This window comes from Pseudomonas sp. FP597, from assembly GCF_030687435.1.
GTDB classification, from domain to species: domain Bacteria; phylum Pseudomonadota; class Gammaproteobacteria; order Pseudomonadales; family Pseudomonadaceae; genus Aquipseudomonas; species Aquipseudomonas lactucae.
In genome coordinates, this window is the sequence record NZ_CP117432.1 from 644,509 (window position 1) to 669,465 (window position 24,957).

At 60.5% G+C, this 24,957-nt stretch carries 18 protein-coding genes and 2 tRNA genes; 14 read left to right on the forward strand and 6 right to left on the reverse strand.

Going from position 1 to position 24,957, the window contains the following annotated elements; genetic code table 11:
* Nucleotides 1–142 precede the first annotated feature (142 nt).
* Together PSH66_RS02820 and PSH66_RS02825 are read right to left on the reverse strand one after the other, a co-directional pair.
* Nucleotides 143–229 (reverse strand) — tRNA-Leu (locus PSH66_RS02820).
* Between the two features lie 153 nt (nucleotides 230–382).
* Nucleotides 383–469 (reverse strand) — tRNA-Leu (locus PSH66_RS02825).
* Nucleotides 470–693: 224 nt separating this feature from the next.
* Between PSH66_RS02825 and rnr the strand changes: the two genes are divergently transcribed.
* From rnr to dnaB, 7 genes are all read left to right on the forward strand, one after another.
* Complete coding sequence (rnr, locus tag PSH66_RS02830) at nucleotides 694–3,324, forward strand: ribonuclease R (RefSeq protein WP_141063027.1); 2,631 nt, start codon at nucleotides 694–696, stop codon at nucleotides 3,322–3,324.
* Nucleotides 3,321–4,076, forward strand: a complete 756-nt coding sequence (gene rlmB / locus PSH66_RS02835; RefSeq protein ID WP_003171369.1) for a 23S rRNA (guanosine(2251)-2'-O)-methyltransferase RlmB — start codon at nucleotides 3,321–3,323, stop codon at nucleotides 4,074–4,076. Before rnr ends, rlmB begins: the two co-directional genes overlap by 4 nt.
* 309 nt (nucleotides 4,077–4,385) lie before the next feature.
* Nucleotides 4,386–4,808, forward strand: a complete 423-nt coding sequence (rpsF, locus tag PSH66_RS02840) for a 30S ribosomal protein S6 (RefSeq protein WP_003171371.1) — start codon at nucleotides 4,386–4,388, stop codon at nucleotides 4,806–4,808.
* Nucleotides 4,809–4,837: 29 nt separating this feature from the next.
* Complete coding sequence (gene rpsR / locus PSH66_RS02845; RefSeq protein ID WP_003171373.1) at nucleotides 4,838–5,068, forward strand: 30S ribosomal protein S18; 231 nt, start codon at nucleotides 4,838–4,840, stop codon at nucleotides 5,066–5,068.
* A 36-nt stretch (nucleotides 5,069–5,104) separates the two neighbouring features.
* Nucleotides 5,105–5,998: a hypothetical protein gene (locus tag PSH66_RS02850; protein WP_003171374.1), complete on the forward strand. Its 894-nt coding sequence runs from the start codon at nucleotides 5,105–5,107 to the stop codon at nucleotides 5,996–5,998.
* An 18-nt stretch (nucleotides 5,999–6,016) separates the two neighbouring features.
* Nucleotides 6,017–6,463: a 50S ribosomal protein L9 gene (gene rplI / locus PSH66_RS02855; protein WP_003171376.1), complete on the forward strand. Its 447-nt coding sequence runs from the start codon at nucleotides 6,017–6,019 to the stop codon at nucleotides 6,461–6,463.
* A 110-nt stretch (nucleotides 6,464–6,573) separates the two neighbouring features.
* Nucleotides 6,574–7,971, forward strand: coding sequence for a replicative DNA helicase (gene dnaB, locus PSH66_RS02860; RefSeq protein ID WP_042944101.1), 1,398 nt, complete (start codon nucleotides 6,574–6,576; stop codon nucleotides 7,969–7,971).
* 5 nt (nucleotides 7,972–7,976) lie between these two features.
* Here dnaB and PSH66_RS02865 read toward each other — a convergent pair whose 3' ends face one another.
* A complete protein-coding gene (locus PSH66_RS02865; protein ID WP_305428325.1) occupies nucleotides 7,977–11,102 on the reverse strand; it encodes a DUF6543 domain-containing protein in 3,126 nt (1,041 codons plus the stop codon).
* A gap of 75 nt (nucleotides 11,103–11,177) precedes the next feature.
* Nucleotides 11,178–11,909: a dermonecrotic toxin domain-containing protein gene (locus tag PSH66_RS02870; RefSeq protein WP_305428326.1), complete on the reverse strand. Its 732-nt coding sequence runs from the start codon at nucleotides 11,907–11,909 to the stop codon at nucleotides 11,178–11,180.
* Nucleotides 11,910–12,160: 251 nt separating this feature from the next.
* Between PSH66_RS02870 and PSH66_RS02875 the strand changes: the two genes are divergently transcribed.
* From PSH66_RS02875 to PSH66_RS02900, 6 genes are all read left to right on the forward strand, one after another.
* Nucleotides 12,161–14,464: a YgiQ family radical SAM protein gene (locus PSH66_RS02875; RefSeq protein ID WP_078823065.1), complete on the forward strand. Its 2,304-nt coding sequence runs from the start codon at nucleotides 12,161–12,163 to the stop codon at nucleotides 14,462–14,464.
* Nucleotides 14,465–14,624: 160 nt separating this feature from the next.
* Nucleotides 14,625–15,548, forward strand: a complete 924-nt coding sequence (locus PSH66_RS02880; protein ID WP_141063025.1) for an NAD synthetase — start codon at nucleotides 14,625–14,627, stop codon at nucleotides 15,546–15,548.
* Nucleotides 15,541–15,990, forward strand: coding sequence for a hypothetical protein (locus PSH66_RS02885; RefSeq protein WP_141063024.1), 450 nt, complete (start codon nucleotides 15,541–15,543; stop codon nucleotides 15,988–15,990). Before PSH66_RS02880 ends, PSH66_RS02885 begins: the two co-directional genes overlap by 8 nt.
* 176 nt (nucleotides 15,991–16,166) lie before the next feature.
* Nucleotides 16,167–19,457, forward strand: coding sequence for a DUF2126 domain-containing protein (locus PSH66_RS02890; protein WP_305428327.1), 3,291 nt, complete (start codon nucleotides 16,167–16,169; stop codon nucleotides 19,455–19,457).
* Between the two features lie 149 nt (nucleotides 19,458–19,606).
* Nucleotides 19,607–22,093 carry a circularly permuted type 2 ATP-grasp protein gene (locus tag PSH66_RS02895; protein ID WP_003171383.1) on the forward strand — a complete coding sequence of 829 codons (2,487 nt, stop codon included), beginning with the start codon at nucleotides 19,607–19,609 and terminating at the stop codon, nucleotides 22,091–22,093.
* Nucleotides 22,093–22,983, forward strand: coding sequence for a transglutaminase family protein (locus tag PSH66_RS02900; RefSeq protein ID WP_003171384.1), 891 nt, complete (start codon nucleotides 22,093–22,095; stop codon nucleotides 22,981–22,983). The genes PSH66_RS02895 and PSH66_RS02900 overlap by 1 nt, the downstream gene beginning before the upstream one ends.
* A 46-nt stretch (nucleotides 22,984–23,029) precedes the next feature.
* On the opposite strand, the gene PSH66_RS02905 is transcribed toward PSH66_RS02900, so the two are convergent.
* Entirely contained in the window at nucleotides 23,030–23,212 is a 183-nt protein-coding gene (locus tag PSH66_RS02905) for a hypothetical protein (protein ID WP_003171385.1), read from the reverse strand.
* 332 nt (nucleotides 23,213–23,544) lie between these two features.
* Between PSH66_RS02905 and azu the strand changes: the two genes are divergently transcribed.
* A complete protein-coding gene (gene azu / locus PSH66_RS02910) occupies nucleotides 23,545–23,991 on the forward strand; it encodes an azurin (protein ID WP_305428328.1) in 447 nt (148 codons plus the stop codon).
* A 136-nt stretch (nucleotides 23,992–24,127) separates the two neighbouring features.
* Here azu and nadE read toward each other — a convergent pair whose 3' ends face one another.
* Nucleotides 24,128–24,955: an ammonia-dependent NAD(+) synthetase gene (gene nadE / locus PSH66_RS02915; RefSeq protein WP_003171387.1), complete on the reverse strand. Its 828-nt coding sequence runs from the start codon at nucleotides 24,953–24,955 to the stop codon at nucleotides 24,128–24,130.
* Nucleotides 24,956–24,957: the final 2 nt, after the last annotated feature.

Below are 24,957 nucleotides of genomic sequence, written 5' to 3' on the forward strand. Positions count from 1 at the left end.
GGGTTTTCCTCACTTGAGATGCAACAAATCATTGCAAGGATAAACGATAAAGTTTCTCAGGTGCGGTATGGCGGCCGATGCGGGTAGGGTTTTTAAACCCTCGGAAACGAAAAAACCCGCTTTCGCGGGTTTGATCTGAATTTGGTGCCCAGGAGAAGACTCGAACTTCCACGACCTTGCGATCACCAGCACCTGAAGCTGGCGTGTCTACCAATTTCACCACCTGGGCATTATCAAGCAACGTTGCCGCTGTTGATGGGGCGAACTATACGGCGGGCTTTTTGATCTGTAAACCCCTGATTCAAAAAAATAAATCGAGATTCCCGTTAAAAATCAAAGGCCTGAAACGAAAAAACCCGCTTTCGCGGGTTTGATCTGAATATGGTGCCCAGAAGAAGACTCGAACTTCCACGGCCTTGCGGCCACCAGCACCTGAAGCTGGCGTGTCTACCAATTTCACCATCTGGGCAGTATCTTCAACGTTGCCGTCGTCGATGGCGCGCACTATACGGAGTGGAATTTTGGCTGTAAACCCCTGGCATTAAAAAAGCCTGGAAAATTTCGCCAATGGTCGCGCAAGGTGCGCGCCGAGGGCGATAAAGGGCTTTTAAACGCTTGTTGATACCTGAAATTTCCCGTTTCAATACGCGTATGCCAAACTAACCCGCATATAGACAAGGTGAAAACTCTCTAATGGCCGATTGGCAGTCCCTCGATCCCGAGGCCGCTCGTGAAGCGGAAAAATATGAAAACCCTATTCCTAGCCGCGAACTGATCCTGGCGCATCTCGCCGATCGGGGCTCGCCTGCTAGCCGCGAGCAGTTGGTTGAAGAGTTCGGTCTGACCACCGAAGACCAACTCGAAGCCCTGCGCCGCCGTTTGCGTGCCATGGAGCGCGACGCTCAGCTGATCTACACCCGTCGTGGCACCTATGCGCCGGTGGACAAGCTTGATCTGATCCTCGGCCGCATTGCCGGCCATCGTGACGGCTTCGGCTTCCTGATCCCGGACGACGGCAGTGACGACCTGTTCATGAGCCCGGCGCAAATGCGCCTGGTGTTCGATGGCGACCGTGCCCTGGCACGCGTTTCCGGCCTGGACCGTCGCGGTCGCCGTGAAGGCGTGATCGTTGAAGTGGTGTCCCGTGCCCACGAGTCCATCGTCGGTCGGTACTTCGAAGAAGGCGGCATCGGCTTTGTGGTCCCGGATAACCCGAAGGTGCAGCAGGAGGTGCTGATCACCCCGGGCCGCAATGGCGCCGCCAAGGTCGGTCAGTTCGTCGAGGTGAAAATCACCCACTGGCCAACCGCGCGCTTCCAGCCGCAGGGCGATATCGTTGAAGTGGTCGGCAACTACATGGCGCCGGGCATGGAAATCGACGTGGCGCTGCGCACCTACGATATTCCTCACGTCTGGCCTGATGCCGTGCTCAAGGAAGCCGCCAAGCTCAAGCCGGAAGTCGAAGAGAAGGACAAAGAAAAACGCATCGACCTGCGTCATCTGCCGTTCGTCACTATTGACGGCGAAGATGCTCGCGACTTCGACGATGCGGTCTACTGCGAAGCCAGGCCCGGCAAGCTGCGCCTGTTCTCCGGCGGCTGGAAGTTGTACGTGGCGATTGCCGACGTCTCCAGCTATGTGAAGATCGGTTCGGCCCTGGATAACGAAGCCCAGGTGCGCGGCAACTCCGTGTACTTCCCTGAGCGCGTGATCCCGATGCTGCCTGAGCAGCTGTCCAACGGCCTGTGCTCGCTGAACCCGAAAGTCGACCGTTTGGCCATGGTCTGCGAGATGACCATCTCCAAAACCGGCGAAATGACCGATTACCAGTTCTACGAAGCGGTGATCCACTCCCAGGCGCGCCTGACCTACAACAAGGTCAGCACCATCCTGGAAACGCCGAAGACCAGCGAAGCCAAGGCCCTGCGTACCGAATATGCTGGCGTGGTGCCGCACCTCAAGCAACTGTACTCGCTGTACAAGGTGTTGCTGGGGGCTCGTCACGTGCGTGGCGCGATCGACTTCGAGACCCAGGAAACCCGGATTGTCTTCGGTTCCGAGCGCAAGATCGCCGCGATCACCCCGACGACCCGCAACGATGCGCACAAGCTGATCGAAGAATGCATGCTGGCGGCCAACGTGGCCACTGCGGAATTTCTCAAGAAACACGAGATTCCTGCCTTGTACCGTGTGCACGACGGCCCGCCGCCGGAGCGCCTGGAAAAACTGCGCGCCTTCCTCGGTGAGCTTGGCCTGTCCCTGCATAAAGGCAAGGAAGGTCCGACGCCGAAGGACTACCAGGCACTGCTGGCCAGCATCAAGGACCGTCCGGATTACCACGTGATCCAGACCGTGATGCTGCGTTCCCTGAGCCAGGCGGTGTACAGCGCCGACAACCAGGGCCACTTCGGCCTCAATTACGAAGCGTACACTCACTTCACCTCTCCGATCCGTCGTTACCCGGACCTGCTCACGCACCGCGCGATCCGCAGCGTGATCCATTCCAAGCAGAACACCCCGCACGTCAAGCGCGCCGGTGCCATGACCATTCCGAAGGCACGGATCTATCCGTACGACGAAGCGGCCCTGGAACAGCTGGGCGAGCAGTGCTCCATGAGCGAGCGCCGCGCCGACGAAGCCACCCGCGACGTGGTGAACTGGCTCAAGTGCGAATTCATGAAGGACCGTGTCGGCGAATCGTTCCCAGGCGTGATTACCGCCGTGACCGGCTTTGGCCTGTTTGTCGAATTGACCGACATTTACGTCGAAGGCCTGGTGCATGTCACCGCATTGCCAGGCGATTACTACCACTTCGACCCTGTGCATCACCGTCTGGCGGGCGAGCGCAGCGGTCGCAGCTTCCGTCTGGGCGACACGGTGGAAGTGCAGGTCATGCGCGTCGATCTCGACGAGCGCAAGATCGACTTCGGCATGCCTGACAAACCCGCTGAATCGCCCAATAGCCGAAAAAAACGTGGCAGCGAAACCGCCGCGCCGGCGACCAAGGGCAAAGGTACGCCTGCAAAAACCGCAGAGCCTGAACCCGCCAAGGCCGCTCGCCGCTCGTCTGCCAAAGACAAGGCGCCCGAAGCCTACCGACCAAGCGATGCCGCGGCAAAAAATGCCGAGCTGCGCAAGAGTCGCGAGTTGAAGCAGCAGTTGCTCAACGAAGCCAAAAGCGGTGGTAAAGCGGCGTCTGGGGGAAAGTCCCACGGGGCGGAAAAGCCGTCGAGCAAGCCAAGTAAACACCGTAAAGGCCCGCCCAAAGCGGGTTCGGCTCCCGCGAAAAGCGGCGGGTCGCGCAAACCTAAGGCCAAGCCATGAGTCTGGAAAAAATCTACGGCGTACACGCCGTAGAAGCACTGCTGCGTCACCACCCTAAACGCGTCAAGCAAGTGTGGTTGGCGGAAGGTCGCAGCGAGCCGCGCGTGCAAGCGCTGGTTGAACTGGCCACCCAAAACAAGGTTGCCATCGGCCAGGCCGAGCGTCGTGAAATGGACGTATGGGTCGAAGGTGTTCACCAGGGCGTGGTCGCGGATGTCAGCCCGAGCCAGGTCTGGGGCGAAGCCATGCTCGACGAGCTGCTCGACCGTACCGAAGGCGCGCCACTGTTGCTGGTGCTGGACGGCGTCACCGACCCGCACAACCTCGGCGCCTGCCTGCGCTCGGCCGATGCGGCCGGTGCGCTGGCGGTGATCGTGCCGAAGGACAAGTCGGCTACCTTGACGCCAGTGGTACGTAAAGTGGCCTGCGGTGCGGCGGAAGTGATTCCGCTGGTGGCCGTGACCAACCTGGCGCGCACGTTGGAGAAACTCCAGCAGCGCGGCCTGTGGATTGTGGGCACGGCGGGAGAGGCCGAGGTCAGCATTTATGACCAGGACCTCACCGGCCCGACCATCCTGATCATGGGCGCTGAAGGCAAAGGCATGCGCCGTCTGACCCGTGAGCATTGCGATTACCTGGTGCACCTGCCGATGGCCGGTAGCGTCAGCAGCCTGAACGTGTCGGTGGCGACCGGCGTGTGCTTGTTCGAGGCCCAGCGTCAGCGTGGCGCCAAGGCCAAGGCCAAGAAGTAATTCTGAGCTGGCATAGAACCAAAATGTGGGAGGGGGCTTGCCCCGATAGCGGCATGTCATTCAACAACTGTGTTGAATGAGCCACTGCTATCGGGAGCAAGCCCCCTCCCACATTTGTTTTTGTGGTGTGTGGAGATTGTTCAAATAATCACCAATCACCTTGCGCCCTTTCTTCCCCTTCTCTACAATTGCGCCCCTTGCCCACCTGGCAGGCACGCATGTGCCTCCCCTGCGGCAAGATCCATAAGTGTCATTCACTCCTTGTCTGACCGTTTTTGAGCGGCAGGCTACAACCCGTAAGGAGCATTCATGCGTCATTACGAAATCATCTTTTTGGTCCACCCGGATCAAAGCGAGCAAGTCGGCGGCATGGTTGAGCGTTACACCAAGCTGATCGAAGAAGACGGCGGCAAAATCCACCGTCTGGAAGATTGGGGCCGTCGTCAACTGGCCTACGCAATCAACAATGTTCACAAGGCTCACTACGTGATGCTGAACGTTGAGTGCACTGGCAAGGCCCTGGCCGAGCTGGAAGACAACTTCCGCTACAACGATGCAGTGATCCGTAACCTGGTCATCCGTCGCGAAGAAGCCGTTACCGGCCAATCCGAGATGCTCAAGGCTGAAGAAAACCGCAGTGAGCGCCGTGAGCGTCGCGACCGTCCTGAGCACGAAGGCGCTGATAGCGCTGACAGTGATGACAGCGACAGCAGCGATAACGCTGACGAGTAATCCACGGACCTTATTAAGGAGCCTATCAAATGGCACGTTTCTTCCGTCGTCGTAAGTTTTGCCGCTTCACCGCTGAAGAAGTGAAGGAGATCGACTACAAAGATCTCAACACTCTGAAAGCCTACGTATCCGAGACCGGCAAAATTGTTCCAAGCCGCATCACCGGTACCAAAGCTCGTTATCAGCGTCAGCTGGCCACCGCTATCAAGCGCGCCCGCTTCCTGGCCCTGCTGGCCTACACCGACAGCCACGGCCGCTGAGACCGGGCAGTCGACAAGTAGTAAAGGATTGAATGCATGCGCGCCTTAGCTGAGTTCATCATGCGCGGTCGTATGCAGGCCACTCTGGTAGTGGCTGGCTGTGCGGCATTGCCGTTGCTTTATTGGTTGGGTGCTGCCGCAGGTTGCCTTGTGCTGCTGCGGCGCGGTTTGCAGGACGCCGTTGGTGTCCTCGCCCTGGGATTGCTGGCCGCTTTGTTCTGGTGGCTGAAGCTGGATGAGCCCAAGGTACTTCTGGTACTGCTGGGGTCATCGAGCCTTGCGTTGGTTCTGCGCGCAAGTGAGTCCTGGGTCCGTACGCTGCTGGTCAGCGTGGCATTGGGGTTGGTGTTTTCGCTGTTGATTGACGCGGCTTTCCGCCCGCAAATCGAGGTGGTGGCGCAGGAGATCGTCAAGGTCCTGCCGCTGGCCCTCGGGGAACTCTACCAGCAGCTTTCGGTAGATGAGCGAGCGCGTCTGGCAACACTGATTGCACCGGTCCTGACCGGCCTTATGGCGGCAATAATGCAGGTCGTCAGCGTGCTGAGCCTGATACTTGGGCGTTATTGGCAGGCGTTGTTGTACAACCCGGGTGGTTTTGGTCGCGAATTTCGCAGTATCAGAATCCCCGTGGGCCCGGCGATGTTGCTGCTGGCATTGATGGTTGTCGGACCGAATCTCGGTCCACAGATGGCCTTTTTGATGCTGTTTTGCAGCGTACCGCTGGTGTTTGCCGGATTGGCCCTGATTCATGGGCTGGTCGCGCAGAAGCGCCTGGCCAAGTTCTGGCTGGTGGGGTTGTACGTCACGATACTGCCGTTCATGCAGCTGATTTATCCGTTACTCGTGGTGATTGCCATTGTCGACGGCCTGATTGATTTTCGCGGACGTCTGGCGTCGAAAGATGCCGATGGCGCGAACGGTGAAGGTTAAAAGTTAGAGGATTTTCACATGCAACTGATCCTTCTGGAAAAAGTCGCCAACCTGGGCAACCTGGGCGACAAAGTAAACGTTAAGGCCGGCTACGGTCGTAACTACCTGCTGCCATACGGCAAAGCCACCGCTGCAACCGCTGCCAACCTGGCTGCGTTTGAAGAGCGTCGTGCCGAGCTGGAAAAAGCCGCAGCAGACAAGAAAGCCTCGGCTGAAACGCGCGCTGCCCAACTGGCTGAGCTGGAAGTGACTATCACTGCCACCGCCGGTGACGAAGGCAAGCTGTTCGGTTCGATCGGTACTCACGACATCGCTGATGCACTGACCGCCTCCGGCGTTGAAGTGCAGAAGAGCGAAGTTCGTCTGCCGAACGGCACCATCCGCAACGTAGGCGAATTCGACGTAGCCGTGCACCTGCACGCCGAAGTTGAAGCCACCGTACGCGTTGTCGTGGTAGCAGCTTAAGCAGCACCTAACTGACTGGCACCTCGTGTGCCAGGCGGTTAACATCGGGCACGATCCTGTTTACAGGTCGTGCCTTTTGTTTTTCTACAACCCCCAAATTCCAAGTGGCCATGAACGATATTTCAGCTCCTGAGCAATACGATCTGCAAACCGCTGCCCTGAAGGTGCCGCCGCACTCCATCGAGGCCGAACAGGCCGTGCTCGGTGGCTTGATGCTGGACAACAACGCCTGGGAGCGCGTGCTGGATCAAGTCTCGGACGGTGACTTCTATCGCCATGACCACCGCCTGATCTTCCGCGCCATCGCCAAACTGGCCGACCAGAACTCGCCGATCGACGTAGTGACACTGGCCGAGCAGTTGGACAAAGAGGGTCAAACCTCCCAAGTCGGCGGCCTGGGCTACCTCGGCGAGCTGGCGAAAAATACGCCCTCCGTCGCCAACATCAAGGCCTATGCCCAGATCGTTCGTGAGCGCGCCACCCTGCGCCAGTTGATCGGCATCAGCACCGAAATCGCCGACAGTGCCTTCAACCCCGAAGGCCGCACCGCTGCCGAGATCCTTGACGAGGCCGAACGCCAGATTTTCCAGATCGCCGAAGCGCGTCCGAAAACCGGCGGCCCGGTCAGCGTCAACGACCTGTTGACCAAGGCCATCGACCGCATCGACACGCTGTTCAATACCGACGCCGCCATTACGGGTATTTCCACCGGCTACACCGACCTCGACGAGAAGACCAGCGGCTTGCAGCCTTCTGACTTGATCATCGTCGCCGGCCGTCCGTCCATGGGTAAGACCACCTTTGCAATGAACCTGGTGGAAAACGCCGTGTTGCGCAGCGACAAGGCGGTACTGGTGTACTCCCTTGAGATGCCAGGTGAGTCGCTGATCATGCGTATGCTCTCGTCCCTCGGGCGAATCGACCAGACCAAGGTGCGTTCCGGCCAGCTGGAAGACGACGATTGGCCGCGCCTGACCTCGGCGGTCAACCTGCTCAACGATCGCAAGCTGTTTATCGATGACACCGCCGGCATCAGCCCGTCGGAAATGCGTGCGCGTACCCGCCGCCTGGTGCGTGAGCACGGCGAGATCGCGCTGATCATGATCGACTACCTGCAATTGATGCAGATCCCCGGCTCCAGCGGCGACAACCGTACCAACGAGATTTCCGAGATCTCGCGTTCCCTCAAGGCCCTGGCCAAGGAATTCAACTGTCCGGTGGTGGCGCTTTCCCAGCTCAACCGCTCTCTGGAACAGCGCCCGAACAAGCGCCCGGTGAACTCCGACTTGCGTGAATCCGGCGCGATCGAGCAGGACGCCGACGTGATCATGTTCGTGTACCGCGACGAGGTGTACCACCCCGAAACCGAACACAAGGGCATTGCCGAGATCATCATCGGCAAGCAGCGGAACGGCCCGATCGGCTTTATCCGGCTGGCGTTCATCGGTAAATACACACGCTTCGAGAACCTGGCGCCGGGTAGTTACAACTTTGATGACGACGAATAAGCTGCTCAGCGCGGAAAAATCGCTCTGATCGTTGCTTCGTCGTATTGGTAGTTCCAACGCAGCTCGGTGGCGGCGGGTATATCTTCAGTGGCGAACAGCGCGGTCAGAATCGCCTTTTCCTGAGGGTTTTGGCCGACCTGGGTCATTACCCAAAATTGCGCCGCCTCGGCGTTGTAACCGGTGGCCGCCTGCCTGACCGGCTGCCCGTTTTCATATTCAAAAATCGTATTGATTCTGGACAGGATGTTGTCTCCCGATAGCACGGGTTGCATGCTCGGGGCGTGGGGTGTGATTGGTTGCATGATTTTGATCTGCATCAAATAAGGGTCTTGCCGTGCTCGGGCAATCTGAAATGGCAACACCCCTCCACCATAAACACCCAGAGGCTCGCCTTTGCTGATCGGGCGTCTGCTGACCACGGTAGCCTCGCCGATCATGACGGCCTCCGGTGCAAATTTTTGATGAGCCGCGGTGAAGGTCACGAGCTCCAACTTGTCTTCATAAAGGCGTGCGACGTCTTCAAAACCTTCCCAGCGGATATAAGGCCGAAGTACGTCGCTCTTTCGCACCTCGCCAGTGCTCAACGATCTCGAGTGGCTTTGTATTTGTCTGATGCGCATGGGAAGGCCCTGTTCATCACGCAGCGGGTAGCGCCCATTGTTGGCGCGGTCGTAGAGGCGGCGGTGGTTCTGACTGTACTGATAGCCACGCATCGAGCGCATATACGCTGACTCAGCGGCGCTGTAGCGCGGTTCCACCGTACCCTCTGTAGCGGACTCATACTCGCTGGCAGAGGACTCGGCGGAGATGAAGTCATTGCTACCGGTATCCATGGATTCGTCCGGGGAGGACGGCAGTTCTTTCAGGCCTCCCAGCAGCGCACCGTTGACCGGATCTATTTCCCAGCCGCCGCCGGGTTTGCGGCGCACATAAGGCTGGTAAGCCCTGAATCGGCTGCGGGCGTCGATCAATCGCCAGTCTGATCCATCGGGTTTGATTTGAAAGTAAGCGCCCTGTTCCTGTACGTAATAACGATAGCTGCCGTCCGGTTGCGCGGGGCTTTGATAGGTCCCGTCAGCGCGCAGTGCCAAACCCTGGGGTGGGGCGGAGTCTGCGAAAAGCGGATCGAAAGGCCGACCCTCGCTGGCGACCGCTTGCGGGCGGTTGATCGCTGCACGCAAAGGTGGGGCTTTGACCTGCGACTGCGAGCAGGCTTTGCGCACGGCTTCACGCAAGTCTTTAGCCCCAGATTGCTTGAGCAGATTCTCGCGTTCGGTGTCGGACAATGTTTGATCAACGGCGTCAAAGAGCGTCGCCGGTTCGTGCAGGCGGTTTTTGGTTGCGCCGTCGTAGGTCGCGTAAAGGCCCCGCTCCATGACCAGAATGTGGTGGGTAGCAGCGCCTTTGTCGCCGATGCGGTACAGCAACTGGCCGTTGCTCTGGTTGACCTCGATCTGCCGAAACGGCGGCCAGCCGGGCAACTGCTCCAGACTATGCAATATCAGCGGCAGGCTGTCGGGATTGTTCATCGAGTCCAAATAGACGCCTTCGTAGGTCGCACGGTTGCGAGCATTGCCAACGTACTGCTCGGCTTCCCAGCGCTGCAAGGGGCTCAGCGTTTTTTCGCGGTGCAGACGGGCTCGCTCTTGTGGAGCCAGCACGGCAGCCATCTCCTCAAGATGGCTTTTCGAAAGCTCGGGAACGAGTGCGCGAATATCGGTTTGAATCGGGTCGTTTGTCTTGTCATTGATCGACTTGAGCCAAGTAAACAAGGGTTGATGCCGGGTCTGCGCAGTGGCCTGAAGGTTCCTCGCCAGGTTCTCCACTTTGGTCAGGTATGTCAGGTAGAGACTGGGCATCAGCCGGTTGAATTCGGATTGTGACAACTGTTGTTCCAAGGCGTGCAGCAGTTCGCCTTTTCTGAAGCGTGCTTCTGGGATCCGTATTTCAATCGGGCCGGTGCCCTGACTGATCAGCACGTTTTGCTGTTCATCGACGATTTTCAGCGTGCGATTCGTTGGCCAGTCACGCAGTGAACACACCAGGTAGAGCTGAATGAAAGGTGAGTGTGGCGTCACGCTCGTACCTTCGGCGCGGTTCAGATCGAAATCCTGGATTTCCTGTTGCAGGTTGAAGTGCTTGACGGTGGTACGCAGCGCCGGCGGGGGGCGTAGGACATCCTGATGGACCTCGCGCAGGGCAGTCGTGTCGACGCCGCCAATCAACAAAATCGGCTCGACCATGGGCTGCTTGATATTCGCGGCGTCGGGGCCCAGCCGTTTTATCAGCTTGAGGTCGTCCCAGTCCTGCGAGGTTTCGTGGGCATGGCGCCAGCCGCCAACACCGTTGCTGAGCAATGGCGGCTTGTAAGCTTGCGGGTCGGTAGGGTGAGGCAATTCCCACTGGCCGCCCTTAGCGGTTTGTTGTACGGCGTGAATGCCATCATCGATTTTTAGAAACTGCTGTTGTTTATGCCGGTAGATGCCCTGGCTATCGGCGGCAAGCCCCTCCGGAAGCGTCGTCGGGTGCAGGTAGGGGGCCAGGTCAGGTTTCCAGAGACGATAGCCTTTATTGCGCAAGTGGACTTTCACCAGCCCTGCGGTAAACCCCGTGGCTTTGATGGCGCCGGCCGTGACCACGGCCTGGGCGACGGTGTCCACCACATCCAGAAGGTCATTCAAGGCCTCGTCGCTGTCGCCGCGGCTCCAGGCGGCAAAACCGTTATAAACGCTATGAATCAGTTGGCCGGCCGTGACGACCAGCAACACTTCCCCGACGATGGGGATAAATGAAGCCGCGAACAACAGCAGTGACTGGCCCAAGTCTTTCCAGCGTTGCAAACGCTTTTGCCGGCTGAGGATATCGATATCGGCGGTGGAGACTGCCAGGATGCGCGCATCGTTTTTGATCTGTGCGATACGCTGACGGGCCATGGCCTGGAACACGTTGCCCTGGATGGGCGTGAGCGTCACCGGTTCATTCAGGCGGGCGCACGCGCAGACCACTGGCTTTCCGATCAGTTGCCCTTTGTCGATCCAGTCAATCCCTCCCTGCTTCAGGGCCAGCAACGTGCCTTGATGCTGCAAGGGGACCAGGCGATTGAAAAACACCAGGTACTCGGGATCGCTCAAGCGCGAAACCAATGTTTGCTCGACCTCGTGCAGTGAACGGTACGCAAGAAAGGGCGTAATCGGATCTTCCGGGACTTATAGCAGGTATTCGTTGACGTGCTTGCTTGCATGGATCATCAGCACATTGGGCAGCACCACACCACCGAGGGTCAGGTGGCTGCACGGCAGATCCACGTGATTGCCTGTCTGTTGCAGGCTCTGCAGGTGTGCGTAGAGTCGGGTGTTTAAATGCCCCTTCATATAACTGATGTTCAGTGCGACGCCGAAGGCCAGCCGGTCATTCTCACTGAACAAGCCAAGCACCGTTGCGGCGGTGCGCTTGCTGCCAGGCGTGGGGGCGGGTTCAAGCACGTCAGTCAGGTGTTTCAGGTACTTGCCACCGATATCCAGTTCGCGACACGCAGTGGCGAAATCCGTTGGTGCAAGCATGCTCAGTGTTCGGCCGCTTTCAGTAAGGTTATAAAGACCGGAGCCTTGTTCCATGCCCTCTTTTTCGGCTTCAGAGGCTTCAAAATTTTGCAGGGCTGCTTCCAGCAAGTTTTGTTCAGTGGTCCTCGCGTGGTTTTTTATCAGGCCCAGTAAATGACTGTTCTTCCATTCGCGCACTAACAGGGATGTTTCATCCTTCAGGAACAAGGAGAATTGTGTGTCGATGAGATCGCGTATCAATGGACGAGCGTAAGCTTCGGGGCTTTTCAGTTCGTCCATGAGCGCTTTGAGCGTGTGCCGGGCCTGGTTGCTGGCAATCAGTTGTCGACGCAATTGCTGGCGAGATTCCAACGACGCTTCGCTGAGCCAGTACGGCAATTGCGTGTCGATGAAGTCTTTGTGAAGGCTAAGGGTGGGTGTTGCAACCTGTGTGTCTGGGTGATTCATGAGTGGGCCATGCAGAGCAGTGATCGATCGTCGGTAGCCTACTCACGATTTTTTTGAACAATGCCTAGCCCGGTAGCCCCTGAGTGCGCTGAAAATAGAAACCCACCACCACCGTCGGAATTGGTCAAATTTTGTGCTATATTTCGCGCCCGCGATTTTTCATCTCAACACCGGTCACCGTCATGCAAACAGCCAAGCCGTTATTTGACTATCCCAAGTACTGGGCCGAATGTTTCGGCCCTGCACCATTCCTGCCGATGAGCAGGGAGGAGATGGATCAGCTTGGCTGGGATTCATGCGACATCATTATCGTCACCGGTGATGCCTACGTTGACCATCCGTCGTTCGGCATGGCGATCATCGGTCGGCTGCTGGAGTCCCAGGGCTTTCGCGTCGGGATCATTGCGCAGCCGAACTGGCAGTCCAAAGACGACTTCATGAAGCTTGGCGAGCCGAACCTGTTTTTCGGCGTCGCGGCCGGCAACATGGACTCGATGATCAACCGCTACACCGCCGACAAGAAAATCCGCTCCGACGACGCCTACACCCCTGGCGGCATGGCCGGCAAACGCCCGGACCGTGCGAGCCTGGTGTACAGCCAGCGTTGCAAGGAAGCCTACAAGAACGTGCCGATCGTGCTTGGCGGCATCGAAGCCTCGCTGCGCCGTATTGCCCACTACGACTACTGGCAGGACCGTGTGCGCAACTCGATCCTGATCGACGCCACCGCCGATATCCTGCTGTACGGCAACGCCGAGCGGGCCATCGTCGAAGTCGCCCAACGCCTGTCGTGGGGCCACAAGATCGAAGACATCACCGACGTGCGCGGTACTGCGTTCATTCGCCGTGACACGCCGGCGGGCTGGTACGAAGTGGACTCCACGCGCATCGACCGTCCGGGCAAGATCGACAAGATCATCAACCCGTACGTGAACACCCAGGACACCCAGGCCTGCGCCATCGAGCAGGAAAAGGGACCGGTCGATGATCCGGAAGAAGCCAAGGTCGTACAGATCCTGGCCAGCCCGCGCATGACCCGCGACAAGACCGTGATCCGCTTGCCGTCGGTGGAAAAAGTCCGCGGTGACGCGGTGCTCTACGCCCACGCCAACCGCGTGTTGCACCTGGAAACCAACCCAGGCAACGCCCGCGCCCTGGTGCAGAAGCACGGTGAAGTGGACGTGTGGTTCAACCCGCCACCCATTCCCATGACCACCGAAGAAATGGACTACGTGTTCGGCATGCCCTACGCGCGAGTCCCGCACCCGGTGTACGGCAAGGAGAAAATCCCGGCCTACGACATGATCCGTTTCTCGGTGAACATCATGCGCGGCTGCTTCGGCGGCTGCACTTTCTGCTCGATCACCGAGCACGAAGGCCGCATCATCCAGAACCGTTCCGAAGAGTCGATCATTCGCGAAATCGAAGAGATCCGTGACAAAGTGCCCGGGTTTACCGGCGTGATTTCCGACCTCGGCGGCCCGACCGCGAACATGTACCGCATCGCCTGCAAGAGCCCTGAGATCGAGTCGGCGTGTCGCAAGCCGTCGTGCGTGTTCCCCGGCATTTGCCCGAACCTGAACACCGACCACTCGTCGCTGATCCAGCTGTACCGCAGCGCCCGTGCATTGCCGGGTGTGAAGAAGATCCTGATCGCGTCCGGCCTGCGCTACGACCTCGCCGTGGAGTCGCCGGAATACGTCAAAGAGCTGGTCACCCACCACGTCGGTGGCTACCTCAAGATCGCCCCGGAACACACCGAGGAAGGTCCGCTCAACCAGATGATGAAACCGGGCATCGGCAGCTATGACAAGTTCAAGCGCATGTTCGAGAAGTACACCAAGGAAGCGGGCAAGGAGCAGTACCTGATCCCGTACTTCATCGCCGCCCACCCCGGCACCACCGATGAAGACATGATGAACCTGGCCCTGTGGCTCAAGGGCAACGGCTTCCGCGCCGACCAGGTGCAGGCGTTCTACCCGTCGCCGATGGCCACCGCCACCGCGATGTATCACTCGGGCAAGAACCCGCTGCGCAAGGTCACCTACAAGAGTGACGCGGTGACCATCGTCAAGAGCGAGGAGCAGCGCCGTCTGCACAAGGCGTTCCTGCGTTACCACGACCCGAAAGGCTGGCCGATGCTGCGTGAAGCACTGACCCGCATGGGCCGCGCCGACCTGATCGGGCCGGGCAAAGACCAATTGATCCCGCTGCATCAGCCGAGCACCGACAGCTACCAGAGCGCCCGTCGCAAGAACTCGACGCCGGCCGGCAGCCACAAGGTCGCCAAGGAAACGACGACCAAAATCCTCACCCAGCACACCGGCCTGCCACCCCGTGGCAGCGATGGCAGCAACCCGTGGGACAAGCGCGAACAAGCCAAGGCCGCCGCGCAGGCGCGTAACAAGCAGGCGGCCAAAGAGCGCAGCGATGCGGCCAAGGGCAAGGGCGGCAAGCCAGCGCGCAAGCCGGTTGTGCCGCGTTGATCGTCGCTTGAATATGCAGAACGCCAGCCTTGAGCTGGCGTTTTGCTGTGTGGCGAGTGGGTTGCCTGTTTGCTAATGTGGCGCCCATTAGATCGCTATCGGGGGCTTGCTCCCGATAGCGTCAGTCCAGTCACCACCCCCTTCAAGGAAGAGCACCCCAATGAGCAACCCCCTGCTCAATATCGGCATGGACTCCAACCGCTCCCAGTTCCTGGCGCGCCAGCGCATCGAAAGCCAGATCAACCTGCCGCGCCTGTTTGCGGCCATTGATGCCGATCCGGCCATCGTAGGGGCGGGCGTCGTGTATATCGATGCCGAGTTCAACGTGGTCACGCTGCGTGAGTTCCAGCCGATCTGCAGCATTGCCCCCAAACGCATTATTTTGCGTGAAGCGCAGAAGTACATTGCCCCGGCGCAGTTTGCGCAACAGGTCCAGGACAACCCTCGCGAATCGCGCCTGGTGGGAGAGGCGATCAACACGTCCCTGTCCTGCGCAGGCGCGATCATCGGTTGGATCGTCGTGCTCAGCGGTACCGTCGCCGTGCCGTTCACGGCGGGCGCCAGCAGCGTGATCACGGCCATCGGCTATACCGCCGCCACGGCCAGCACACTGCAGTGTTTTGCCAGTGGCTATCGCGTCAGCAATGAGATCAGTGACCCCTCCAAAAACGACAAGCTCGACAGCTCGGATTGGTATCAGTACACGATGATCGCGCTGGATGCGGCGTCGTTGATCGGGGTCGGCGCATCGACGTTGACCACGGTAAAGCTGGTGCGGATGAACCAGGCCGCCACGGGCAAAAGCGTGCGGGACGTATTGCGAGGCTTGACCCGGCAAGAGCGCGCCAAGCTCACGAAGGAGCTGCTCAGCATCCAGGACCCGCGCATGACCGCCAAAATGCTCAAGTTGAAGCAACTGTCCGGCGAGGCGACCAAGCGTTTCACCCCCGCCCAGGTCAAGCATGCAACGGTGACCCAGATACAGGATGCCCTGGGCGCGGCCATCGGATTCACCGGCAGTGCAATCTCGGGGAATGTGCGCACCATTGCCGTGGGACTGTATGAGGAAATGAGCAATGAATGAGCTACCCGGTATTCGCAGTTTTCTGGCGCAGTACTTTCCGGTCTTCATGGGCGCGATTTTCGCGGCGGTGTTCAGCCTGGTGTTTGCGGTGCCACTGATTTTCGACAGTTATTTCCCGCGCTTGCCGATGGACGACAACCTCAAATATTCCTTTCTGGGTGGCCTCGCGCTGACGTGGGGCATCGTGCAGTGCAATTTCATGATCGCGCGCGGGCGGCCGCAATGGGTATGGCCGCTGGTGATATTGCTTGCGCTCTGTGTTCTGGTGGTGCTGCCCACCATCGCGTTTGGTCCGCATCCGCTTTCCTATGGCTTGAGCCTGCTGTTCCCGCTGCTGGGGTTGCTGCTGCTCAACAGTAAACGTCACCGCGAAATGCGCCAGAAACTCGTTGAAGTGAGGCGGCTGCGCCAAGCCATCATCGCAACACACAAAGCACGCTAGGTGGGTAGATTCGCCACCCTGCGCCACAAATATGTGCAGCTCTTGCACCACGGTACGTACATTGGCGCCGTTTTGGTGCTCTACTGCACCGGGTCTTACGATAAAGCGCAATGACCTCCGCTCTGGCATAAGTCTTGCGCACGTTGTGTCCATGCCCTGGCTCGCAGGAGGCCGCCGTGTCGATTCATGTCGCGTTGCACCACGTTACGCATTACCGCTACGACCGCGCTGTTGAACTCGGCCCACAGATCGTGCGTTTACGCCCGGCGGCCCATAGCCGTACGCGGATTTTGTCCTACGCACTCAAAGTGCTGCCCGAACAGCACTTCATCAATTGGCAGCAAGACCCCCAGGGCAATTACCTGGCGCGCCTGGTGTTTCCGGAAAAGACCGATGAACTGCGTATCGAAGTCGACCTGGTCGCCGAGATGGCGGTGTTCAACCCGTTCGACTTTTTCCTCGAGCCCTACGCCGAGAAAATCCCCTTCAGCTACGCCGCCGATGAGCAGCGCGAGCTGGCGCCGTACCTGGAAACCCTGCCGCTGACGCCTAAATTCGCCGCCTACCTGGCCGGTATCGACCGTACGCCGTTGCCCGCCGTGGATTTCCTGGTGGGTCTCAACCAGCGCCTGGCCGCCGATATCGGCTACTTGATCCGCATGGAGCCGGGCGTGCAAACCCCGGAGTTCACGCTGGAAAACGCCTCCGGCTCGTGCCGCGATTCGGCGTGGTTGCTGGTGCAACTGTTGCGCAACCTGGGCTTGGCGGCGCGGTTTGTGTCCGGCTACTTGATTCAGCTGACCGCCGACGTCAAAGCCCTCGACGGCCCATCCGGCACTGAGGTGGACTTCACCGACCTGCACGCCTGGTGCGAAGTGTATTTGCCCGGCGCCGGCTGGATCGGCCTGGACGCCACGTCCGGCTTGTTTGCCGGTGAAGGGCATATCCCGTTGGCCTGTAGTCCTGACCCATCGTCCGCCGCACCGATCAGTGGGCTGGTGGAACCGTGCGAGTGCGAATTTACTCACGAAATGTCGGTGGAGCGGATCTGGGAAGCCCCTCGGGTGACCAAGCCCTACACCGAGGAACAATGGCTGGCGATCCAGGCCCTGGGCCGACAGATCGATGGCGACCTGCTCAAGGACGACGTACGCCTGACCATGGGCGGCGAACCGACCTTCGTGTCCATCGACGACCCCGACGGCGCCGAGTGGAACACCGCCGCCCTCGGCCCGGACAAGCGTCGCCTGTCGGCCGAGCTGTTCCAGCGCATGCGCCAGCACTATGCGCCCAAGGGCCTGGTGCATTTCGGCCAGGGCAAGTGGTACCCCGGCGAACAACTGCCGCGTTGGTCGCTCAACTGCTATTGGCGCCGCGACGGCGTGCCGATCTGGCACAACAGCGCGTTGATCGCCGATGAACAGCAGGACTACGGCGCCGATGGCGTGATGGCCGGGCGTTTCCTGGCCAGCGTCGCCGAGCGCCTCAAGCTGCCGGCGCGCTTTGTATTCCCCGCGTTCGAAGATAATTTCTACTACCTGTGGCGTGAAGGCGCGCTGGCGCAAAACGTCACCGCCCAGGACCCGCGCCTGAGCGACGATCTGGAGCGCGCGCGCCTGCGCAAAGTATTCAGCCAGGGCCTGGATAAGGTCATCGGCCAGGTACTGCCGCTGGCGCGCACGGCGGCCAATGACCGTTGGCAAAGCGGCCGCTGGTACCTGCGCGACAACCACTGCCGCCTGGTGCCGGGAGATTCGCCGCTGGGCTATCGCCTGCCGCTGGCCTCGCAACCGTGGGTGACGGCGGCGGAATATCCGTTCGTGCACCCCACCGACCCGAATCAGGAGCAGCCGGAGCTGCCCACCACCGCGCAACTGCAAAGCCACGGTGAGCCTGCTCCCAGTGAAGACCGCGTGCCGCAGGTGGACGAATCCGCCGATTGGCTGACCCGTACCGCGTTGTGCGCCGAAACACGTGAGGGCCGGCTGTACTTGTTCATGCCGCCTCTGGAGCGCGTTGAGGATTACCTGGAACTGGTGGCCGCCATTGAGGCCACCGCCGAAGAGTTGCATTGCCCGGTGTTGCTGGAAGGCTATGAGCCGCCGTTCGATATGCGCCTGAGCAACTTCCGGATTACCCCGGACCCAGGTGTGATCGAGGTCAACGTGCAGCCGTCCGCGACCTGGGACGAGTTGGTCGAGCGCACCGAATTCCTCTACGAAGAGGCCCGGCAAACCCGCCTGACCACTGAAAAATTCATGATCGACGGGCGCCACACCGGTACCGGTGGCGGTAACCACTTTGTGCTCGGGGGCGCCACGCCGAAGGATTCGCCGTTTCTGCGTCGCCCCGACTTGCTGCGCAGTTTGATCAGCTACTGGCATAACCACCCATCGCTGTCCTACCTGTTTTCCGGCCTGTTTATCGGCCCGACCTCCCAGGCGCCACGGGTGGATGAAGCACGTAACGATGCGTTATATGAGCTGGAAATCGCCTTCGCACAGATGCCCGCCCCCGGCGAAGAATGCCCGCCGTGGCTGGTAGACCGCCTGTTGCGCAACCTGCTGATCGACGTGACGGGCAACACCCATCGCGCCGAATTCTGCATCGACAAGCTCTACTCGCCCGACGGTGCCACAGGCCGCCTGGGCCTGCTGGAGCTGCGCGCCTTTGAAATGCCGCCCCACGCGCGTATGAGCCTGACCCAGCAACTGCTGCTGCGGGCGCTGGTCGCGCGTTTCTGGCGTGAACCCTATGCACCGCCAAAACTGGCGCGCTGGGGCACCGAACTGCATGACCGCTTCCTGCTGCCGCACTTTATCGAGCAGGATTTCGCCGACGTCATCGTCGAACTCAACGCCGCCGGCTACCCGCTGCGCGCAGAATGGTTTGCCGCGCACCTGGAGTTCCGTTTCCCCAAGGTGGGCGACTACGCCGTCAACGGTATCGAACTGGAACTGCGCCAGGCTTTGGAGCCTTGGCATGTACTGGGCGAGGAGGGCGCGGTGGGCGGTACCGTGCGGTATGTGGACTCGTCGCTGGAACGCTTGCAAGTCAAACTCAGCGGCCTGCCGCCGCAGCGCTACCTGCTGACCTGCAACGGCATTGCAGTGCCGCTGCAACCGACCGGTCGCGTGGGTGAGTTTGTCGCCGGTGTGCGCTACCGCGCGTGGCAACCGGCCAACTGCCTGCAACCGACCATTGCGGTGCACGCGCCGTTGGTGTTCGACCTGCTGGACACCTGGATGCAACGTTCGCTGGGCGGCTGTCAGTACCACGTGGCGCATCCGGGCGGGCGCAACTACGACAGCTTGCCGGTGAACGCCAACGGCGCTGAGAGCCGGCGGCAGGAGCGGTTTTTCCGCTTGGGGCATACGCCTGGAAAACTGCCGGTGCCAAACCTGGAGATTAATGACGAGCTGCCGATGACTCTGGATCTACGACGTTTCTCCAATAAAAAAGACTGAATGCGATTTCACTGGGCCCCTGGGCTTTTGTGGTGAGCGAGCTTGCCTCGCGCGGGGCAAGCCCGCTCAACACAAAAGCCCGGCGACCACAGGGGATTTGCAGTGTTTGTTGAGTTAATCTGAGCCCCTTTGCCTCTGCCGAGCGTTCCATGTCCGACTTGCTCGACCGTTACCCGCTGACCACGGGGACTTATCACGAACTGCTGGACGACAGCGGCGCCGTGCGTGCCCATTGGCGGCGCCTGCTCGATCACCTGCAGCGCAGCACCCCGGCGCAACTGGCCCAGCGCCAGGCGCTGCTGACGCGGCAGATCCAGGAAAACGGCGTGACCTACAACGTCTACGCCGACCCCAAGGGCGCCGACCGCCCGTGGGAGCTGGATTTGCTGCCCCACGTGCTGGCCGCCGATGAATGGCAGCAGTTGTCCGCCGGGATCGCCCAGCGTGCGCGCCTGCTCAATGCCGTGCTCGCCGATCTCTATGGCCCGCAGCGCCTGATCAAGGAAGGCTTGCTGCCGGCGGAACTGGTGTTCGGGCATAACAATTTCCTGTGGCCGTGCCAGGGCATCCAACCGCCCGACGGTACTTTTCTGCACCTGTACGCCGTGGACCTGGCGCGCACCCCGGATGGTCGTTGGTGGGTCACCGCCGACCGCACCCAGGCGCCGTCGGGCGCCGGTTATGCGCTGGAAAACCGTACCATCGTGTCCCGTGCCTTCCCGGACCTGTACCGCGACTTGCAGGTGCAGCACCTCACCGGGTTCTTTCGCACACTCCAGGAAACCCTGGCCCGCCAGGCGCCGAGCGACAACCAGCCGCCGCTGATCGTGCTGCTCACCCCTGGCCGCTTCAACGAAAGCTACTTCGAACACCTCTACCTCGCCCGCCAGCTCGGCTACCCACTGGTGGAGGGCGGCGACCTGACCGTGCGCGACAGCACCGTATTCCTCAAGACCCTCAGCGGCCTGCGCCGGGTGCACGCGATCATGCGGCGCCTGGACGACGATTTCTGCGACCCGCTGGAGCTGCGCACCGACTCGGCCCTGGGCGTGCCCGGCCTGCTCGATGCCGTGCGCCAGGGCAATGTGCTGGTAGCCAATGCCCTGGGCAGCGGCGTGCTGGAGTCCCCGGGCCTGCTGGGCTTTCTGCCCAAGATCAATGAATTCCTGTTCGGTGAAGCACTGATCCTGCCGTCCATCGCCACCTGGTGGTGCGGTGAAGCGCCGGTGCTCGCCGAAGCCCTGGAGAAACTGCCTGAGCTGCTGATCAAGCCGGCATTCCCGTCGCAGAGTTTCGCCCCGGTGTTTGGCCGCGATTTGAACGATGAGCAACGCCAGGCCCTGGCCGAACGCATGCGTGCGCGGCCCTACGCCTACGTCGCCCAGGAATTGGCGCAACTGTCCCAGGCGCCGGTGTGGCACACCGTGGATGACCACCTGCAACACCGCGCCATCGGCATGCGCGTGTACGCCGTGGCCAGCGCCGAGGGCTACCGCGTGCTGCCCGGCGGCCTGACCCGCGTGGCGGCCGAGGCCGATGCCGAAGTGGTGTCGATGCAACGCGGTGGCGCAAGCAAAGACACCTGGGTGCTCGGCGAACGCGCACCGGGCAGCGAGCAGTGGCGCGCGCAGCGCACGATTGGTGCCCATGACCTGGTGCGCCGCGATCCTTATCTGCCGTCGCGCGTGGTAGAGAACCTGTTCTGGTTCGGCCGTTATTGCGAGCGCTGTGATGACAGCGCACGTTGGCTGCGTATCGTGCTGGCGCGCTATGTCGATGGTGACGACCCATTGGCGTTGCAGGCGGCGGTGGAGTTGGGTGAAAACCTGCGTCTGTTGCCGGAGGAAGACGAGCTGCCCGAACGCCTGATGGCGGCGTTGCTCGGCGATGACTGGCCGCAAAGCCTGCGCGCCAACCTGCAGCGCTTGCAATGGGCGGCGTCCCAGGTGCGGGGCAAGTTGTCCCGAGAGAACTGGCAGGCCCTGGTCGAGCTGCAACGCGAAGCCATGGAGCTGGAGCGTGAAAGCCCGGACTTTGGCGAGTTGCTGGATTTCCTCAACCGCCTGGTGATGTCCCTCGCGGCGTTGTCCGGCTTTGCCCTGGACGACATGACCCGCGACGAAGGCTGGCGTTTCCTGATGATGGGCCGGCGTATCGAGCGCCTGCAATTTCTGAGCGGCAGCCTCGCGGCGTTCCTGCGCGGCGTGGCGGTATTCGATCAGGCGGGGCTGGACTGGTTGCTGGAGCTGGGCAACAGCAGCATCACCTATCGCTCGCGCTACCTGGCGGTGCCGCAGTTGATTCCGGTGCTCGACCTGTTGCTGCTCGACGAGCAGAACCCCCATGCGGTGCTGTTCCAGCTCAAGCTGGTGAGCCGTACCCTGCGTCGTCTCAACGATGACTTCGGCGTGCCCCGCGAGACTGGCCTGGCGCCCTTGGTGGAGCGCCTGGCGCGTTTCGACCTGGGTTGCCTGGAGAACGGACTGTTCGGCGAAACCAGCGTGCGTGCCGCACTGGATGGCCTGGCCGACCTGCTGCAAGCGGTGGCCGATGAAAGCGGGCAAGTGTCGGATCGCCTGGCGCTGCGCCATTTTGCCCACGTGGATGATGTCAGCCAGCAAACGGTGTCGGTGTAATGAGCGCGCGCTACCAGATTTTTCACGATACCCATTACCACTACGACAGCCCGGTGTCCCTGGCCCAGCAGCTGGCGCATTTGTGGCCACGGCCATGTGCCTGGCAGCGCTGCACCTCGCAACAGCTGGAGATCAGCCCGCAGCCATCGTCGCGACGCGATGAGCTGGATGTGTTCGGCAACCCGATCACGCGCCTGGCCTTCGAGCGGCCCCACGATGAGTTGTTGGTCAATGCCGGGTTGACCGTGGAAGTGCTGGCACGGCCGCTGCTGGACTTCCAACAGTCGCCGCCCTGGGACCGGACGCGAGACAGCCTGACCTACAGCAGCCAGGCAATGACCCCTGAGCGGATCGAAGCGTGCCGCTATCGCTTCGAATCCCCCTACGTGCACCTGAAGAAAACCTTCGTCGAGTTCTCCGAAAGTTGTTTCCCGCCCGGCGAGCCGTTGTTGCTTGGCGTGCAGGCACTGATGGAAAAAATCTTCAGTGAATTTACCTTTGATGCCGAAGCCACCCAAGTCGCCACGCCGTTGGTGGAAGTGCTGGAACGCCGCCGCGGCGTGTGCCAGGACTTCGCCCACCTGATGCTCGCCTGCCTGCGTTCGCGAGGCCTGGCGGCGCGTTATATCAGCGGCTACCTGCTCACCCAGCCACCGCCCGGCCAGCCACGACTGATCGGCGCCGATGCGTCCCATGCGTGGGTTTCGGTGTTTTGCCCGGTGGCGGGCTGGGTGGATTTTGACCCGACGAACAACGTACAGCCGGCACTGGAGCACATCACCCTGGCCTGGGGCCGGGATTTTTCCGATGTGTCGCCGTTGCGGGGGGTGATTCTGGGGGGAGGGAGCCATGACCCGGAAGTGCGGGTGACGGTGATGCCGCTGGAGTAGCGGTGGATTGTGGTGAGCAGGGCGCGCCTGCTCACCACAAAGGAAATTATTCAGCCGGATCTTTTGGTGCTTCAGTCTCGTCGCTCGTTTCTTCTGCGTCGACGTCCGGGTTCAGTGCGCCGGCTTCTTCATCGGCAGCGGCTTTCTTGCGTTGCAGCTTTTCCTCTTTCTTCTGTTCCTTGGCCAGGTCTCTCTGACGTTTGGCGAAGGAGTAATTGGGTTTGGCCATGGGCGATCCTCTAGGGTCGAAGGTGAGGGTGGCGGCGCGCGGCTGCCTTGGGTCGCTATGGTAGCAGCTTAGCAGCGCGCTTGGCCTTCACTTACCGCAGGCATACGCGGCCAACAGGCCGTTGAAGAATTGATTGAAGGGCATGGCTCGGGCTCCAGTGGGTGATGGGGCCGATCATAGGCGGGTGCTGCGACTTTGGCTGGTAGATTGTGTTGATAAGTCTGATAGCCTAAAGTTGTATACAATTTGTTGATTCAGATCATAAGAACTCAAGCCCGTATGAGGCACCCTTACCGCAATCCGCGTTTTTAAACCCTGCCTTGGAGATTCACATGTTTGCGAAAATCTTTGCTGTTTCCCTGCTGACTCTGGCGAGTGGCCAGTTGCTTGCTGCAGAGTGCAAGGTCACCGTCGACTCCACTGACCAGATGTCCTTTAACACCAAAGCCATTGAAATCGACAAAAGCTGCAAGACGTTCACCGTTGAGCTGACTCACTCCGGCAGCTTGCCGAAAAATGTCATGGGGCATAACTGGGTGCTGACCAGCGCTGCCGACATGCAGCCTGTGGCCACTGACGGCATGGCCGCCGGTATCGACAAGAACTACCTGAAAGAAGGTGACGCCCGCATCATCGCCCACACCAAGATCATCGGTGCCGGCGAGAAAGATTCGGTGACCTTCGATGTAGCGAAACTGGCCGCCGGGACGGACTATGCGTTCTTCTGCTCGTTCCCAGGCCACATCTCGATGATGAAAGGCACTGTGGTCGTCAAATAAGACCGCGTTATCGTTTATCGGGGGCAAGCCCCCTCCCACATTCGACCGCATTCACATGCTGGAACTCGGCCAAGTGTGGGAGGGGGCTTGCCCCCGATAGCTATCTGACAGTCACTGCAAAGCTGTCTGACTCACCTCACGGCGCAAACGGCATCACCCGCTTGTGCTCGGTCTTGCGATACGTGTCGCAAATGATCCTGAACGCTTCCTCACGCACCGGTTCACCCTGCAAGAACGCATCGATCTCGGCATAAGTCACGCCATGTGACGCTTCGTCCGGCTTTCCCGGCGACAGGTCTTCGAGGTCGGCCGTCGGCACCTTCTCCACCAACGACTCCGGCGCGCCAAAGTGGCGTGCGATTGCGCGCACCTGGTTCTTCACCAGCCCGCTCAGGGGCGCCAGGTCGCACGCGCCATCACCGAACTTGGTGAAAAAACCCATCACCGCTTCCGCCGCATGATCAGTCCCGATCACCAGCCCACCGGCGGCGCCGGCAATGGTGTACTGCGCCACCATGCGCATGCGCGCCTTGGTGTTGCCCAGCACGAAGTCACGGGACACTGCGGCCTTGCCTTCAAACGCCGCCACTTCATTGGCCAGGGATTTCACCGCCGGGCCGATATTCACGGTGTGACGCTCGTCCGGGTCGATAAAGTCCACCGAGGCCTGGGCGTCGATTTCGTCGAACTGGGTTTCGTAGGGCAGGCGCACGGCGATGAATTTATACGCCGCATCACCGGTACGGGCGCGCAGTTCCTGCATGGCGCGCTGGGCCAACAGGCCGGCGGTGAGGGAGTCGACACCGCCGCTGATGCCCAGTACCAGGGCCTTGAGGCCCGAATTGCGCAGGCAGTCCTGGATAAAGGTCACGCGCCGGGCCACCTCGGCTTCAAGGGCGGCCTGGTCTTTGAATGGCGCTTGCACCTTGAGCTGCTGCGCAATCTCACGCTGTACGGCTTGCATGA

What these genes read in the sequence shown, in the direction of transcription:
- dnaB (WP_042944101.1), top strand. Translation starts at nt 6,574, where the DNA reads ATGAACGATATTTCAGCTCCTGAGCAATACGATCTGCAAACCGCTGCC.
- PSH66_RS02895 (WP_003171383.1), top strand. Translation starts at nt 19,607, where the DNA reads ATGTCCGACTTGCTCGACCGTTACCCGCTGACCACGGGGACTTATCAC.
- PSH66_RS02905 (WP_003171385.1), bottom strand. Translation starts at nt 23,212, where the DNA reads ATGGCCAAACCCAATTACTCCTTCGCCAAACGTCAGAGAGACCTGGCC.
- PSH66_RS02850 (WP_003171374.1), top strand. Translation starts at nt 5,105, where the DNA reads ATGCGCGCCTTAGCTGAGTTCATCATGCGCGGTCGTATGCAGGCCACT.
- nadE (WP_003171387.1), bottom strand. Translation starts at nt 24,955, where the DNA reads ATGCAAGCCGTACAGCGTGAGATTGCGCAGCAGCTCAAGGTGCAAGCG.
- rpsF (WP_003171371.1), top strand. Translation starts at nt 4,386, where the DNA reads ATGCGTCATTACGAAATCATCTTTTTGGTCCACCCGGATCAAAGCGAG.
- PSH66_RS02885 (WP_141063024.1), top strand. Translation starts at nt 15,541, where the DNA reads ATGAATGAGCTACCCGGTATTCGCAGTTTTCTGGCGCAGTACTTTCCG.
- PSH66_RS02900 (WP_003171384.1), top strand. Translation starts at nt 22,093, where the DNA reads ATGAGCGCGCGCTACCAGATTTTTCACGATACCCATTACCACTACGAC.
- rplI (WP_003171376.1), top strand. Translation starts at nt 6,017, where the DNA reads ATGCAACTGATCCTTCTGGAAAAAGTCGCCAACCTGGGCAACCTGGGC.
- PSH66_RS02875 (WP_078823065.1), top strand. Translation starts at nt 12,161, where the DNA reads ATGCAAACAGCCAAGCCGTTATTTGACTATCCCAAGTACTGGGCCGAA.
- rlmB (WP_003171369.1), top strand. Translation starts at nt 3,321, where the DNA reads ATGAGTCTGGAAAAAATCTACGGCGTACACGCCGTAGAAGCACTGCTG.
- rnr (WP_141063027.1), top strand. Translation starts at nt 694, where the DNA reads ATGGCCGATTGGCAGTCCCTCGATCCCGAGGCCGCTCGTGAAGCGGAA.
- PSH66_RS02880 (WP_141063025.1), top strand. Translation starts at nt 14,625, where the DNA reads ATGAGCAACCCCCTGCTCAATATCGGCATGGACTCCAACCGCTCCCAG.
- rpsR (WP_003171373.1), top strand. Translation starts at nt 4,838, where the DNA reads ATGGCACGTTTCTTCCGTCGTCGTAAGTTTTGCCGCTTCACCGCTGAA.
- azu (WP_305428328.1), top strand. Translation starts at nt 23,545, where the DNA reads ATGTTTGCGAAAATCTTTGCTGTTTCCCTGCTGACTCTGGCGAGTGGC.